17 protein-coding genes are annotated in these 15,208 nt (G+C 32.1%); all 17 read left to right on the top strand.

Translation table 11 applies throughout. The features are described 5' to 3' along the window. Positions 1 to 15 precede the first annotated feature (15 nt). On the top strand, positions 16 to 1,053 hold the full coding sequence (locus BLP60_RS01705) for a hemolysin family protein (RefSeq protein WP_092062411.1): 1,038 nt from the start codon (positions 16 to 18) through the stop codon (positions 1,051 to 1,053). Continuing rightward, positions 1,050 to 1,433, top strand: a complete 384-nt coding sequence (locus BLP60_RS01700; protein WP_092062408.1) for a cytochrome c maturation protein CcmE — start codon at positions 1,050 to 1,052, stop codon at positions 1,431 to 1,433. Before BLP60_RS01705 ends, BLP60_RS01700 begins: the two co-directional genes overlap by 4 nt. 35 nt (positions 1,434 to 1,468) lie before the next feature. Next, positions 1,469 to 3,343 carry a heme lyase CcmF/NrfE family subunit gene (locus BLP60_RS01695; RefSeq protein WP_092062405.1) on the top strand — a complete coding sequence of 625 codons (1,875 nt, stop codon included), beginning with the start codon at positions 1,469 to 1,471 and terminating at the stop codon, positions 3,341 to 3,343. Between the two features lie 10 nt (positions 3,344 to 3,353). Then, positions 3,354 to 3,959, top strand: coding sequence for a heme ABC exporter ATP-binding protein CcmA (gene ccmA, locus BLP60_RS01690; RefSeq protein ID WP_092062402.1), 606 nt, complete (start codon positions 3,354 to 3,356; stop codon positions 3,957 to 3,959). Positions 3,960 to 3,984: 25 nt separating this feature from the next. Continuing rightward, complete coding sequence (locus BLP60_RS01685; RefSeq protein ID WP_159427669.1) at positions 3,985 to 4,641, top strand: heme exporter protein CcmB; 657 nt, start codon at positions 3,985 to 3,987, stop codon at positions 4,639 to 4,641. Position 4,642: 1 nt separating this feature from the next. After that, on the top strand, positions 4,643 to 5,308 hold the full coding sequence (ccsA, locus tag BLP60_RS01680) for a cytochrome c biogenesis protein CcsA (RefSeq protein ID WP_092062396.1): 666 nt from the start codon (positions 4,643 to 4,645) through the stop codon (positions 5,306 to 5,308). A 1-nt stretch (position 5,309) separates the two neighbouring features. Next, positions 5,310 to 5,441, top strand: a complete 132-nt coding sequence (locus tag BLP60_RS10720; protein ID WP_289626249.1) for a hypothetical protein — start codon at positions 5,310 to 5,312, stop codon at positions 5,439 to 5,441. Between the two features lie 2 nt (positions 5,442 to 5,443). Then, positions 5,444 to 5,998, top strand: coding sequence for a tetratricopeptide repeat protein (locus BLP60_RS01675; protein WP_092062393.1), 555 nt, complete (start codon positions 5,444 to 5,446; stop codon positions 5,996 to 5,998). A 95-nt stretch (positions 5,999 to 6,093) separates the two neighbouring features. Continuing rightward, entirely contained in the window at positions 6,094 to 7,182 is a 1,089-nt protein-coding gene (locus BLP60_RS01670) for a branched-chain amino acid ABC transporter substrate-binding protein (protein ID WP_234970930.1), read from the top strand. Positions 7,183 to 7,317: 135 nt separating this feature from the next. Beyond that, positions 7,318 to 8,220 (top strand): branched-chain amino acid ABC transporter permease, encoded by a 903-nt coding sequence (locus BLP60_RS01665; protein ID WP_092062387.1) that lies wholly within the window; start codon positions 7,318 to 7,320, stop codon positions 8,218 to 8,220. 18 nt (positions 8,221 to 8,238) lie between these two features. Then, complete coding sequence (gene livM, locus BLP60_RS01660; protein ID WP_092062384.1) at positions 8,239 to 9,438, top strand: high-affinity branched-chain amino acid ABC transporter permease LivM; 1,200 nt, start codon at positions 8,239 to 8,241, stop codon at positions 9,436 to 9,438. Beyond that, on the top strand, positions 9,422 to 10,240 hold the full coding sequence (locus BLP60_RS01655; RefSeq protein WP_234970924.1) for an ABC transporter ATP-binding protein: 819 nt from the start codon (positions 9,422 to 9,424) through the stop codon (positions 10,238 to 10,240). Before livM ends, BLP60_RS01655 begins: the two co-directional genes overlap by 17 nt. Then, complete coding sequence (locus BLP60_RS01650; protein ID WP_092062381.1) at positions 10,233 to 10,937, top strand: ABC transporter ATP-binding protein; 705 nt, start codon at positions 10,233 to 10,235, stop codon at positions 10,935 to 10,937. Before BLP60_RS01655 ends, BLP60_RS01650 begins: the two co-directional genes overlap by 8 nt. A 41-nt stretch (positions 10,938 to 10,978) precedes the next feature. Then, on the top strand, positions 10,979 to 12,439 hold the full coding sequence (gene guaB, locus BLP60_RS01645; RefSeq protein WP_092062378.1) for an IMP dehydrogenase: 1,461 nt from the start codon (positions 10,979 to 10,981) through the stop codon (positions 12,437 to 12,439). Positions 12,440 to 12,450: 11 nt separating this feature from the next. Beyond that, positions 12,451 to 14,001 carry a glutamine-hydrolyzing GMP synthase gene (gene guaA, locus BLP60_RS01640; RefSeq protein WP_092062375.1) on the top strand — a complete coding sequence of 517 codons (1,551 nt, stop codon included), beginning with the start codon at positions 12,451 to 12,453 and terminating at the stop codon, positions 13,999 to 14,001. Positions 14,002 to 14,087: 86 nt separating this feature from the next. Then, entirely contained in the window at positions 14,088 to 14,390 is a 303-nt protein-coding gene (tatB, locus tag BLP60_RS01635) for a Sec-independent protein translocase protein TatB (RefSeq protein WP_092062372.1), read from the top strand. An 81-nt stretch (positions 14,391 to 14,471) separates the two neighbouring features. Beyond that, the gene (gene tatC, locus BLP60_RS01630; RefSeq protein WP_092062854.1) at positions 14,472 to 15,200 is read left to right on the top strand and encodes a twin-arginine translocase subunit TatC; all 729 of its coding nucleotides are present in this window, start codon (positions 14,472 to 14,474) and stop codon (positions 15,198 to 15,200) included. The last annotated feature ends 8 nt before the right edge of the window (positions 15,201 to 15,208 follow it).

The following is a 15,208-nucleotide window of genomic DNA, read 5'->3' as shown; positions in this document are numbered from 1 at the left end:
ATTCTTTTTCACAAGATGACAAAGTTAGGACTAGCCTTTTTTTTAGCTGTCGTTATTTCAGCCCTTTGCTCTATTGCAGAGGCAGCTCTCTATTCTGTTTCCTGGGGTAGTATTGAGCGTTTAAAAGAAAAGAGCCCGAAGTTGGGCAAGTTGTTAGAAAACTTGCGTTCTAATATAGAGCAACCTATTACTGCTATTCTTACTTTAAATACCATAGCTAATACTGCAGGCGCTGCTATTGCCGGTGCTGCAGCTTCAGAGGTATTTGGAGAACAAAGTGTTTTCTTTTTTTCTTTGATTTTTACCATAACGATCTTAATTTTCTCAGAAATTATCCCCAAGACGATTGGAGTAGTTTATAATGATAAAATAGTACCCCTTATTACTTATCCTTTATATGGAATTATTATTGTCTTAAAACCTCTTATTCGTCTTTTTCAAGCTCTTGTTTTTTTTATAGAAAAAAGAAAGGGGAAATACACAGCTACTGAAGAAGATGTTTTGGCTGTATTAAGTCTTGGAAGAAGGTCAGGAATTATTAAGCCTTATGAAGAAGAATCTATTCAAAATATTTTAATGTTAGATAAAAAAACCGTTAAAGATATAATGACTCCTAGAACCGTAATGTTTTGTTTGCCAGCTCATATTACAGTAAAGGAAGCTTTGGAAAAGAAAAAAATTCTACCGCATAGTAGAATTCCTGTTTATGAAAACGATATAGAAGATATTGTAGGAATTGTTTTAAGAAGAGATTTGTTATCTACACTTGCAGAAGATAAACACAACTTGACCTTAGTAGAAATAATGAAACCAGTGCAGTTTGTACCTGAAAGTTTAACTCTGGATAGACTTTTGGTTAGACTTTTAGAAACCAGAATGCATTTATTTATTGTTTTAGATGAATATGGAGGTGTAGCAGGTCTTGTGACTCTTGAAGATGTTTTAGAGGAAATTTTAGGCAAAGAAATTATTGACGAAACGGATGAAGTAGTAGATATGCGTCAGCTAGCCAGAGAAAGAAGGAAAAAAATAATTTCTAAGGAAATAAAATGAAAAAGAATTATATTTTGGCATTTATTCTTATTTTAGGGGCTATTTTTTATTTGGCATTTTCCACCCTTAGTGAGAATAAGGTATACTTTGTTACTGTGTCAGAAGCCTTGAATATGGGATTAGATAAGTTAAACCAGGCAAGATTGTTTGGAATCGTAGGAAAAAAAGGACTAAAAAGATCTCATGGTGGTTTAGAAACTTTTTTTTATCTTTTGGATAAAACAGATAAACATAAATCTATTCCAATTTTTTATAAAGGAGCACTTTCAGATACTTTTAAACCTGGAGTTGAAGTTATTGTAGAAGGAAGAATGAAGCCAGAATATTTTCAGGCGTCTCTTATTATTACAAAATGTCCTTCTAAATACAAAAATAAATAGACTATAGTCTAGAAGAGACATAAAAGGAGCAATAAATGCATTATTTTGCCTTTTTTTCTTTATTAATCGCATTATTGTTTATAGTGTTAAATGGTGGTATTAGTACCTATTTTTTATTTACTAATAAAGATGTAACAGTAAATTTAAAATTGACTGAAAATGTCCAAAAAAGTGTAACTTTTCTTATTTTATTAAGTTCTGTAATATTGCTTTATGCTTTAGGAGTTAGAGATTTTTCTTATGCTTATGTTCATGATTATACTGATACTTTTTTGCCTTTGTTTTATGCTTTAACAGCTTTTTGGGCTGGGCAAGAAGGATCTTTTTTATTTTGGCTTTTATCTATTGCTTTGTTTGGTTTTTTCTTTTTATTTACCTCTAGTTATCAAAAGATGACTGGTAGACAAAAAGTAATGTTTTGGTGCTTTTATTTTTTAATAGAGGCGTTTTTTTTATTGATTTTAACTGGTCCAAGTAATCCTTTTTTGAAATTAAGTCCTGCTCCTTCAGAAGGTAGAGGTTTAAATCCTTTGTTGCAAAATGTAGGTATGATTTTTCATCCTCCCCTTTTATTTTTAGGATATGCTGGGTTTACTATTCCTGCTTGTTTGGCTTTAGCATTTTGGCTAGAAGGAGAGTATAAAGAGTGGATTAAGATTGTTCGACCCATAACAATTCTTTCTTGGGTGTTTTTAAGTGTTGGAATAGTCCTGGGAGCTTGGTGGTCTTATATGGAATTAGGATGGGGCGGTTATTGGGCATGGGATCCTGTAGAAAATGCTTCTTTAATTCCGTGGCTTTTTGGTTCAGCTTATCTACACTTTTCTATTATTGCTCGTAAGCGTTCTTCTTTATATAAGACAACATTTTTTCTTCTTCATCTTACCTTGATTGCTTGTTTTTTTGCTACATTTTTAGTCCGAAGTAATGTAGTTGAGTCTCTTCATGCCTTTGGATCTGGTGGTATTGCTTGGCCCTTATCAATTTTTATGTTTATTTACTTTTTAATTACTTTATATCTCACTTTAATTCCAGTTAAAGGTAAAAGGTTAGATGATTTATGGACTAAATCGGGTTTTATTATAATTACTTCTTGGTTGTTTATTTTTCTGGGAATTATTGTAATTATAGCCACTTTATGGCCTGTGTTTTCTAAGTTGTGGTCTGATAATACTGTTGGCTTGGATGCTACTTTTTATAATAGAGTTTGTGCTCCTTTGTTTATATTTATAGCAGTAGCTATGGCTATCTGTTTTGTTTTAGATTGGAAAGGTAAAATACAAGATAAAAAAATACTCTTATTATCTTTTTTAGGTTTTTTCCTTTCAGTAGCTTTAATGTTATTTAATGGATATAAGAATTTTTTTAGCTTACTTGGAGTTGGTTCTGCCATATTTTCTATTTTGACTTTGATTTGGTTTACTTTAAAAAATAGATTTTATAAAAATATTAATATGATTGGAATATACGGACTACATATAGGGATATCTTTAATTATTATTGGTATTGCTATTTCAGGTCCTTTTAAACATGAGGAAGAATTTATTTTATCTCCTGGCAAAGAAATTACAATGGATAGCTTTAATATTAAATATAAAGAATTAATACATAAAAAAGTTCCTGGTATTGAGATTTTTGAGGGTGTTTTTGATATTTTTAGAAAAGGTAAGAAGATAGGAGAACTAAGGCCTCAAAAAAGGCTGTATGCTCATTTTGAACAACCATTTGTAGAGGTAGATACGTATCCTTCTTTAGGGACAGAGGTGTATATTAGTTTGCTGGGTTTTGATAAAAATAAAAATGTGAGTATAAAAATTAGTTTACATCCTGCTGTAAATTGGATCTGGATTGGCTCTTTTATTTTGTCTATTTGTGGATTAATGGCTTGTTTTAGCAGAAAAAAAGCGTAATTATTTGCTTATGCTTATTGCCTTAAATAATGTCACTCATTTTTTTGGGTATAGGTTAATTTTAAAGAATGTTAATTTTTGTTTAGAAAAAGGTAAATTATATTTATTACGGGGTAGAAATGGATCTGGAAAGTCCACTTTGTTAAAGATTATGGCGGGATTGCTTAAACCTACAGAAGGAGATGTGGTTTTTAATATGGAAAAAACAAAAATAGGTTATCTTGCTCATTCTCCTTTTATTTATCCATATTTTTCTGCAATGGAAAACCTATCTTTTTTTGCTAAAATCTATTCTCTTAAAATTGATGAAGAGAAAATAATATATACGTTAGAAAGTGTTGGACTTGAAAAATTTGCCACAGAAAAGGTAAAGAATTTTTCTCGTGGCATGAAACAACGGTTGAATTTGGCTAGAATTTTTTTGCTTTCCCCTGAGCTATTGTTGTTAGATGAGCCAGAAACAGGCCTTGATGAAGATTTTATTAAAAGTTTGAATAAAAAAATCAAGGAAGTAGTTGATAGGGGAGGGACTGTAGTTTGGATCTCTCATTCTTCAACTTTTAGTTATTATGATGTTGAAGTGAGGATAAAAGATAAAAAACTGGTGTTTTCCTAAAAATATTTAAAGTAAGATGGTTAGATTGTTTTATTTAATACAAAAAGATTTAAAACTTATTTTAGGGAGAAGCAATATATATTTGCAGTCTATTTTGCTTGGTTTGGTTTTAATTTTTTTATTTAGTTTATCTCGTCCTATTGGAGGAATTTTAACTTCAAGTTATGCAGCAACAATTTTTTGGATATCATCAAATTTTTCTCTTATTTTAATTTTTAATGCTCTTTATTTATTAGAACAAGAGAATAATATGCATGAAGCTCTAAATTTGTCTCCTCTAATTTCTCAAGAGATTTGGATAGCAAAAGCTATTTCTGGACTTGTGTTATTGTTATTAGTGCAAATATTTTTTATAGGTGCGGTTGTTATTTTTTTAGGTCAGCAAGAGTTTAATTGTTCCTTATATGCAATAATTTTCTTTTTTTTAATTAATATCGGCTTAACCTTGATAGGTTCTCTTCTAGGGGCATTAAGTTATGGATATGAAATTAAAGAATCTTTTTTATCTCTTATTATTTTTCCACTGGTAATTCCTTTACTTTTAGCTGGTATTAAATTGGGAGAAAGCGTTTGGGGAGAAAGCAATGATCTTTTGTCTTGGTTTAGGTTAACGCTTTCCTTTGATTTGATTTATTTGGGAGGTGGTTATATTTTATTTCCCTTTATTTTTAGTGGAGAGTAAAATGATAGTGTTTATAATGATTTTTGGAATTTTAATTATAATTTTACAATATATTATATGGATATATGCTCCTATTGAAGCTACTCTAGGTATAGTTCAAAAAATTTTTTATCTTCACCTTCCTTTTGCTTGGTGGGGAATGATGAGCTTTTTGTTAGTATTTATAGGGAGTGTTGGGTTTTTAATTACTAAAAGAGATAACTTTGACTTCTTAGCCCGAGCAAGCGCAGAAATAGGAGTGCTTTTTTCAGCAATAGCATTAGTTACGGGTTCTATTTGGGCAAAATCTAGTTGGGGTATTTGGTGGACCTGGGATCCTAGACTCACTACTACTCTTATTATGTGGTTTATATATATGGGGTATGTACTTATACAATCATTAGACATCTCAAGAAGAAAAAAGCAAAATATTGCAGCTGTAATTGGAATTGTGGCTTTTTTAGATGTTCCTTTGGTATTTATTTCTGCAAGAATTTGGCGTTCTGTGCATCCTGCAGTTTTTTATGCTAAAGGGGGAGGATTAAGTATAGAAATGCTGTATACAGTTAGTGCAGCTTTGGTTACGTTCTTTTTTTTATGGCTTTCTCTTTTAGTATTACGTTTTAGACAATTATTGCTTGAGGATAGGATAAAGGGAATGTTTTTTGAGATAATAAAGGAGCTGTAAGATGAAATATATTATAGGTGCAAATATTTTTATTTGGTCTTTTATATGTTTGTATCTTATTTTTCTAAATAAGAAAAATAATGAAATTGGTGTAAAAGTAAAAGAATTATATAATTTGAAAAAGGATAAATAAATATGAATGAAGTTATAAGAAAAAATGTTTTTTTAACTTTGTTTTTGTCTTTTATAATCATTTTTATTTCTTCTATATTCTATAGATTTAATAGTCCTAATCTTACTTTAAAAGTAAAAACAAAGGTTAATAATTCTCAAGATACCATGGCAATGGTTATAGATTTGATGCAAAAATTAAAAAAAGATCCAAATAATATTGATGTTTTAAAAGAACTTGGTTTTGTTTTTATGAAGATGGGTAATTGGAATAGAGCGTTATCTTTTTGGACAAAGATTTTAGATATAGAGCCAAAGGATAGAATGGCTTTAAGTCAGGCTGGATATTGTTATTTTCAATTACAGAAATATCATAAGGCTGTGCATTTATATGAAGAAGTATTAAAGTCAGATGAAAATAATTATATAATTAATTATAATTTAGGGGTAATTTATGCGAAATTTTTATCTCAGCCTAATAAGGCAAAAATATATTTTCAGAAAGTTTTAAATAGCCCAGATGCGGAGTCTAAGTTAAAGCAAGAGGTAAAGGATTTTCTTAGTCATATTTCCAATTGACAGAGAAAAATCTTTAAGGTTAGAAGTATGTTATTTTAAATAAGGTAATGAAATGAGGAGGGGAAAAGATGGGAAAATTGGGAAAAATTGTAGGAATGGTAGCTCTTTTTTGTTTTTTAACTAGTTTAGCGTGGGCTGGTGATACCATTAAAATAGGTGTTGCTGGTTCTCATAGTGGAGACTTGGCCTCTTATGGTATTCCTACTGTTAATGCTGCCAAGTTGGTTGTAGAAAAGTATAATAACAAAGGTGGTGTTTTGGGTAAAAAAATTGAATTAATTGTTGCAGATGAGCAATGTAAACCTGAGCTTGCTACTAATGTGGCAACAAAGTTAGTTTCTGATGGAGTTGTAGGGGTTATTGGTCATATTTGTAGTGGAGCTACAAAAGCTGCTTTACCGATTTATAAAAGTGCTAAGGTTGTAGTAATTTCTCCTTCTGCAACTAACCCTGATTTAACAGAAAGTGGTAAATATCCAAATTTTTTTAGAACAATTGCTCCTGATGATGCTCAAGCAAAGTTAGATGTTGAGTTTGTATTAAATAATCTTCATGCTAAAAAGATTGCTATTATTCATGATAAGGGAGATTATGGAAAAGGCTTAGCTACTATGGAGAAAAAGTTTATTGAAGAGAGTGGAAAAGCTAAAGTCGTATTGTTTGAGGGTGTAACTCCTGGTGCAGTTGATTATTCTGCTGTAGTTCAAAAGATTAAGAGAAAAAAACCAGATGTAGTAATGTTTGGTGGATATCATCCTGAAGCTTCAAAAATTGTAAGCACCATGAGAAGAAAACGTTTAAAAATTCCTTTTATTGCTGGTGATGGGGTAAAAGATATAGCTTTTATTAAAGTAGCAGGAAAAAGTGCAGAAGGTGTTTATGCTTCTGGTCCAAAAGATGTTTCTGGGAATCCTGAATATAAAGAGGCCTTGGCAGAGCATAAAAAAGTGTTTGGTTCTGCTCCAGGACCATTTTTTGAAAATGGGTATGCAGCTATAGAAGCCCTTTTGAATGCTATTGAAAAGGCTGGTTCTACTAAGTATGAAGATATTGTTAAGGCTTTACGTACAGAATATGTATCTACTCCTTTAGGCAAAATTAAATTTGATCAAAGAGGCGATGCAGAGGGTGTAGGATTCTCTGTATATCAGGTACGTAATGGAAAATTTGTAGAGGTTAAATAACGCCTTGTATTTATTATGCTGTGATTCTGATGTCTTTTTCTCCTGGAGAAAAAGACATCAGAATTTTTTATTTTTAATGCTTTTTATTTTTAATTAGTTAAGTGCTAGGAACTGTTGTAATATGTGGGAGGGACAATGGATTACTTTTTAGAGTTGTTTTTTAGTGGCTTAACACGCGGTAGTATTTATGCTTTAATTGCTTTAGGTTATACAATGGTTTATGGGATTATAGAATTGATCAATTTTGCGCATGGCGAAATTTATATGATAGGAGCTTTTACAGGTCTTTTAGTTGCTGGTATTTGTTCTTTGTTAGGATTTAGTTTGATTTCAACTTTATCTTTGGCCATAGTAATTGCTATGGTATATGCTTCAGCCTATGGATATACAGTAGAAAAAATAGCCTATAAGCCGCTTCGGAATGCTCCTAGACTCTCCCCTTTAATTAGTGCTATTGGTATGTCAATATTTTTACAAAATTATGTGCTTTTAGCGCAAACTTCAGAATTTGTACCTTTTCCTAATTTGATTCCTGATTTTAAGTTTATGGAGCCTTTTGAAGAATTTTTAGGTTCTTCTGAATTAGTTATTATTGTAGTTACTGCTGTTGCAATGATTTTACTTACTTTGTTTATTAAGTTTACAAAGATTGGAAAGGCCATGAGAGCTACAGCTCAAAATAGAAAGATGGCTCTGCTTTGTGGAGTAAATGTAGACAGAGTGATCTCTGTTACTTTTATTATAGGCTCTGCTTTAGCTGCCTTGGGTGGTGTATTGATTGCTTCTCATATTGGGCAAATAAACTTTTTTATTGGATTTATTGCAGGCATTAAAGCCTTTACTGCGGCTGTCCTGGGAGGTATTGGTTCTATTCCTGGAGCAGTTTTAGGTGGACTTATTTTGGGCTGGACTGAGAGCTTTGCTACAGGCTATGTTTCTAGTGACTATGAAGATGTATTTGCTTTTTGTTTGCTTGTTATTATTTTGATTTTCAGACCTGCAGGTATTTTAGGAAGAACAAATACACAAAAAGTTTAAGGTGGTAAGAGAGGAACTATGAAAAGTTTTATTAAGTCCATTCAAATTGCCCTGTGGTTTATGTTTTTAACTTTTCCTATAATGGTAATAAAGGTTGATATAATAGAAAAAACTGTTTTATGGAGATGGAAAAATTTATTTTATGTAGGTATAGGTTCGTTTCTGCTTTCCTTTGTTTGGCGATTTTTAATGGAAAGAAAAGAAAAGGGGGCAAAAGATAAAGAAGAAAGTAGAGAAGAAAAATTAACTTTTATTCAACAATTGGTCTCAGAACCACGGTACAATAGGCCTCTTTTTGCCTCTATTTTTATGTTTTTAATTATTTTTCCATGGATTTTTTCAACTTATCAGACTAACATTATGATTTCAGCTTTGATTTATGTTGTTTTGGGATTAGGTTTGAATATAGTAGTGGGAATTGCAGGTTTGTTAGACCTTGGATATGTAGCTTTTTATGCTGTAGGAGCTTATGCCTATGCGCTTTTAAATTATCATTTTCATTTAGGTTTTTGGGTTGTTTTGCCTTTAGGCGGGCTTCTAGCAGCAATTTTTGGTATTTTATTGGGTATTCCTGTTTTAAGATTGCGAGGAGATTATTTAGCAATAGTTACTTTAGGTTTTGGAGAAATCATAAGACTAATTTTAGAAAACTGGGATGAGTTTTCTTTTGGACCAAGTGGTATTTCAAATATTCCTAGACCTGGGTTTTTTGGTTTAAATTTAAGCGTAGAACAAGCTACTATATATATATACTACCTGATTATTGCAATGGCTATAGTGACAATTTTTGTAGTTAATAGGCTTCAAAATTCTAGACTTGGGAGAGCTTGGTTAGCTTTAAGAGAAGATGAGGTTGCTTGTGAAGCAATGGGAATAGATAGAATGAAAACTAAGTTGGCAGCATTTGCCTTGGGAGCTACATGGGCTGGTTTTGCTGGAGTAATTTTTGCCGCTAAAACTACTTTTATTAACCCTGCTAGTTTCACCTTTCTCGAGTCAGCAATTATTCTTTCTATTGTGGTTTTAGGAGGCATGGGTTCAATTGTGGGAGTAATCTTAGCTGCTTTTTTGATGATTTTGCTACCTGAATATTTACGTGCGTTTTCTGAATATAGAATGCTTTTATTTGGAGCTGCAATGGTTTTAGTGATGGTGTTTAGACCTCAAGGCCTTATTCCAAATGTTAGAAGAAAATATATTTATGAAGGTAAGGAGTAAGAAAAGAGCAATGGTAAAGCCAATATTGGAAGTAAAAGAACTTTGTATGGATTTTGGCGGCTTAAGAGCGCTTGATCATGTAAATTTGCAGGTTAGTAAAGATCAAATTGTTGCTTTAATTGGTCCAAATGGAGCAGGGAAAACAACGTTTTTTAATTGCGTTACTGGAATATATAATCCTACCGAAGGAGATGTCTTTGTTTTAGATAGAAAAGGTAAAAAAAGAAGAATAAATGGCTATAAGCCTAATAAAGTTACAGAGTTAGGGTTAGCAAGAACTTTTCAAAATATTCGCCTTTTCCCTAATATGACTGTTTTAGAAAATGTAATGATTGGACGTCATACTAGGACAAAGGCTTGGATTTTTGGAGCTTTACTTAGAGATAAGAAAACTGTTCAAGAAGAACAAGAGACTATTGAAATAAGCTATAATATTTTAAGAAAATTGCATTTGGAAAAATATGTTAATGAAATAGCTTCTAATTTACCATATGGTGCTCAAAGAAGGCTTGAAATTGCAAGGGCCCTTGCTGCTGAGCCAAGCCTTTTGCTTTTAGATGAGCCTGCAGCAGGAATGAATCCTCAGGAAACAAAAGAATTAGAAGAATTAATTAGGCAGATTAAGGAGCAAGAAAAAGTAGCTATTTTACTTATTGAGCACGATATGAAATTAGTAATGAATATTTCTGATATGGTTTATGTAATGGAATATGGAAGATTATTGGCCCAGGGAACACCTCAGGAAATTAAAGAAGACCCAAGAGTTATTAAAGCTTATCTAGGTGAGGATCATGATGCTTGAGTTAAAAGGAGTATGTTCATTTTATGGAAAAATTCAGGCACTTTATGATGTGTGTCTAACTGTAGATGAAGGTGAAATTATTACCTTAATAGGTGCTAATGGTGCAGGAAAAACTACTACTTTAATGTCTATTTGTGGTATTGTGCCACCTCGTAAAGGAAGTGTGGTTTTTCAAGGAGAAGAAATAAATTCTTTACCTCCTGATAAAATAGTAAGTAAAGGTATTGTCCAGGTTCCAGAAGGAAGGCTTATCTTTCCTAGAATGAGTGTTATGGAAAACTTAGATATGGGAGCTTATTTACGCAATGATAAGTCGGAGATAAAAAGAGATTTAGAGTATATTTTTGAATTGTTCCCTATTTTGGCGGAAAGAAAAAATCAGCTTGGAGGAACATTAAGTGGTGGGGAACAACAAATGCTCGCTATTTCTAGAGCTCTTATGGCGAGACCAAAACTATTATTACTAGATGAGCCATCTCTTGGTTTGGCTCCTTTGGTAATAAAGCAAATTTTTGAGATTATAAAAAAGATAAATGAGACAGGAACAACCATTTTTTTGGTGGAACAAAATGCTCACCAAGCACTGAGAATTGCCCATAGAGGATATGTGATGGAAAATGGAAGGATTGTACTTGCAGATAAAGCAAAAAATCTTTTAGCAAATGAAGAGGTTAAAAAGGCTTATTTAGGATTGTAAAGAATTTTTAATCTTTTGCTATTTAATGCTTAGGGGGATTTATGGAAGATAAAGTAATTGGATTAGGACTAACTTTTGATGATGTTTTATTATTGCCAGCCTATTCAGAAGTTTTGCCAGATCAGGTGGACTTAAAAACTAAACTCACTCCCACTATAGATTTAAATATTCCACTTTTAAGTGCAGCAATGGATACTGTAACTGAAGCTAGAATGGCTATTTCTATGGCCAGGATGGGTGGGGTTGGAGTTATTCATAAAAATATGACTATAGAAAAACAAAAGTTAGAAGTAGAAAAGGTTAAAAAATCAGAAAGTGGTATGATTTTGGATCCTGTTACTGTGAATCCTGAAGATAATGTTGCTTATGTATTGGAGTTAATGGCTGAATATAGGATTTCAGGACTTCCTGTTGTAGAAGGAGATACATTAAAGGGTATTGTTACTAACAGAGATGTTCGATTTGTAGAGGATTTAAGAACGAAAGTTAAAGAGGTTATGACAAAAGAAAATCTTATTACTGTGCCGGTAGGTACGACTTTAAAAGATGCCAAAAGGATTCTACAAAAAAGAAAAGTTGAGAAATTGTTAGTTGTAGACAAGGAAAATAGATTAAAGGGTCTTATTACTATTAAAGATATTGAGAAAATTAGAAAATATCCAAATGCTTGTAAAGATGAGTATGGACGTCTTAGAGTAGGTGCAGCTGTTGGAGTTGGTAAAGATAGAGAAGATAGAGTAGAAGCTTTATTAAGGGCAGGAGCTGATTTTATTGTTGTTGATTCTGCACATGGTCACTCTAAAAATGTTTTAGATACAGTGAGTATTATAAAAAAGAGTTTTCCAGATTGTCAGTTGATAGCTGGCAATATTGCTACTTATGAAGGAGCAATGGCTTTAATTAAAGCAGGAGCAGATGCTGTGAAGGTGGGTATAGGTCCTGGATCTATTTGTACAACTAGAGTTGTAACTGGAGTTGGGGTCCCTCAAATTACAGCTATCATGGAAGCAGTAAAGGCATGTAGGAAATTTGATAGATGTCTTATTGCTGATGGAGGAATTAAATTTTCTGGGGATATTGTAAAAGCTATTGCTGTAGGGGCTGATTCTGTGATGATGGGAAGTATGTTGGCAGGTACAGAGGAAAGTCCTGGTGAAACCATATTATATCAAGGTAGAACATATAAAATATATAGAGGAATGGGATCCATTGATGCAATGAAGGCTGGAAGTTCAGATAGATACTTTCAGGATGCATCTCATAAATTGGTTCCAGAAGGAATTGTAGGAAGAGTACCATTTAAGGGTCCTGTTAGTGAAACAATTTATCAATTAATTGGTGGGCTACGTTCGGGCATGGGATATTTAGGGTGTAGGAATATTAAAGATTTACAAGAAAAAAGTAAAATGGTCAGAATAACAAATTCTGGTCTTAAGGAAAGTCATGTGCATGATGTTATTATTACAAAAGAAGCCCCAAATTATAGAATAGAAAATTATTAGAGGTTGTTTTTATGTTTAAAGGTGATAAAGTTATTATTTTGGATTTTGGATCTCAATATACTCAACTTATTGCTAGAAGAGTAAGAGAAGAAGGTATTTATTCTGAAATTCATCCCTGTAATTTATCTTTAGAGGCGATAAAAAAACTAAAACCATCGGCAATTATTTTGTCTGGAGGTCCAGCCAGCGTAACAGCAGAGGATAGTCCTTCTATTGATCCTAAAATTTTTGAATGGGGGATTCCTGTTTTAGGAATTTGTTATGGCATGCAACTTATGAATAAGTTGCTGGGAGGAGAAGTTGTTCCTTCTTCTAATAGGGAGTATGGTAGAAGCGAACTTGAGCTTTTACAAGATTCTCCTCTATGGTCTAATATTTGGCCTGAAAATAAAAAATTTACCGTTTGGATGTCTCATGGAGATACTGTGTTAAATATTCCTAATGATTTTGAGGTATTAGCTAAGACAGAGAGTATAGATTTTGCAGCTATAGGAAATAAAGAAAAAAAACTTTATGCTCTTCAATTTCATCCAGAAGTTGTTCATACTGATTTTGGTAAACAGATTATTGCTAATTTTTTATTTAAAATAGCCAATTTGACTCCATCTTGGTCTATGAGTTCGTTTATTGAAAATGTAGTTAAAGATGTAAAGAATAAAGTTGGCGAAGATGAAGTAGTTTGTGCTTTAAGTGGAGGAGTTGATTCTACTGTAGTTGCAGTTTTATTACATAAAGCTCTAGGCAAGAGATTACATTGTATTTTTGTAGATAATGGACTTTTACGTCTTAATGAAGGAGAAGAAGTTGTTTCTTATCTACAGAAACACTTTGATTTGAATTTACATTATGTTCAAGCTCAAGATTTGTTTTTAAATAGGTTAAAAGGAGTAGAAGACCCAGAAAAAAAGAGAAAAATAATAGGACATACTTTTATAGAAGTTTTTGAAAAAGAAGCCAATAAACTTAAAAAGGTAAAATGGCTTGCTCAGGGAACTCTTTATCCTGATGTTATTGAAAGTGTATCTTATAAAGGTCCTTCTGCTGTTATAAAAAGTCATCATAATGTTGGCGGTCTTCCCGAAAAAATGAATTTAAAGTTAATAGAACCTTTGAGAGAATTATTTAAGGATGAAGTCAGAAAGGTAGGTATTGAGCTTGGCTTGCCTGATTTTATTATTTGGAGACATCCTTTTCCAGGACCTGGTTTAGCTATTCGGATAATCGGTGAAATTACTCCTAATAGGTTGGATATTCTTCGACAAGCAGATAAGATCGTTCAAAATGAACTTTTAGCTTCTGATTGGTATAGAAAGGTATGGCAGGGTTTTGCTGTTCTTTTACCTTTAAAAACAGTTGGAGTAATGGGAGATGAACGTACTTACGAACATGTAATTGCTTTAAGGGTAGTTGATAGCATAGATGCTATGACTGCTGACTGGACAAGATTACCTTCTGAATTGTTGGCAAAAATTTCTAATCGTATTATAAATGAAGTAAAGGGCGTAAATAGAGTAGTTTTTGATATTTCTTCTAAGCCTCCTAGTACTATTGAATGGGAGTAATATAAAAAAAGATGTTTTTTTAATAAATAGCGTGTTAAGAGTGATAGTTTGTAAGAGAATAATGTTTACTCTAAAAGGATAAGGATATGTTTGGAATAGGTTCTACAGAATTAATGTTGATTTTGGTTGTAGCCTTGATTGTTATAGGTCCGTCTAAATTACCTGAAATAGCCAAGACTTTAGGCAAAGCAATGGCTGAATTTAAAAAAGTATCTACAGATGTTAAAAGGACCATTGAAGAAGAAATAGAAAAGGAAGAAGAAAAAAGAGCCTATCAAGAAGCAAAAAAAGAACTTGAAAAAAGTGAGATCCAAGAAAATATAGAAACAAAAGAGATAGAAGAAAATAGTAAAGATTTAAACGAATCTTCAAAAGATGAGGAGAAATAGATTTATATGAGTGAAGATTTAAAATTAAAAACAGAAACTTCAGAAAAAGATAAAGCTGAAAATAACCATTCAGCTCATGAGATGACTCTTACTGAACATTTAGAAGAGCTGAGACAGAGATTGGTTAGATGTATTATTGCTATTGTTATTGGTTTTATAGGTTCATATGGATTTTCTAAACAAATTTTTAATTATCTCATGCAGCCTTTGGTGAAGGTTTTACCTCCAAAAAGTACTCTTATTTTTACTTCTTTGCCAGAGGCTTTTTTTACTTATTTGAAAGTTTCTTTAGTAGCAGGCGTTTTTGCTGTTTCTCCTTATATTTTTTATCAATTATGGAAATTTATTTCTCCTGGTTTATATGAGAGTGAAAAAAAGTATCTTTTACCAATTGCTTTTTTTTCAGGAGTGTTTTTTATTGTAGGTGCTATGTTCGGATACTTTGTTGTTTTTCCTTTTGGATTTCAATTCTTTATGGGATTTGCTACAGAACTTATTCGTCCTATGCCAACCTTACGAGAGTATTTAAGTTTTTGTATTAAACTTTTATTTGCTTTTGGTGTTATTTTTGAGCTTCCTCTTTTTATTTTCTTTTTAGCTAGATTAGGTATGGTTACCAGTAAAGGACTTAGAAAAAAGAGAAAATATGCTATATTAATTGCTTTTGTAGTTTCTGCCATTTTAACACCTCCAGATGTGGTAACTCAGGTTTTAATGGCTGGACCACTTGTATTATTATATGAGATAGGAGTTTGGATAGCGTACTTTTTTGGCAAAAAAGAGCCCCATAAACAAAAAAGCTCTGCTTAAAGAAGTTA

The organism is Desulfonauticus submarinus (assembly GCF_900104045.1).
GTDB lineage: Bacteria > Desulfobacterota > Desulfovibrionia > Desulfovibrionales > Desulfonatronovibrionaceae > Desulfonauticus > Desulfonauticus submarinus.
Note: the sequence above shows the minus strand (reverse complement) of the source record. Positions and strands in the feature narration are given on the sequence as shown.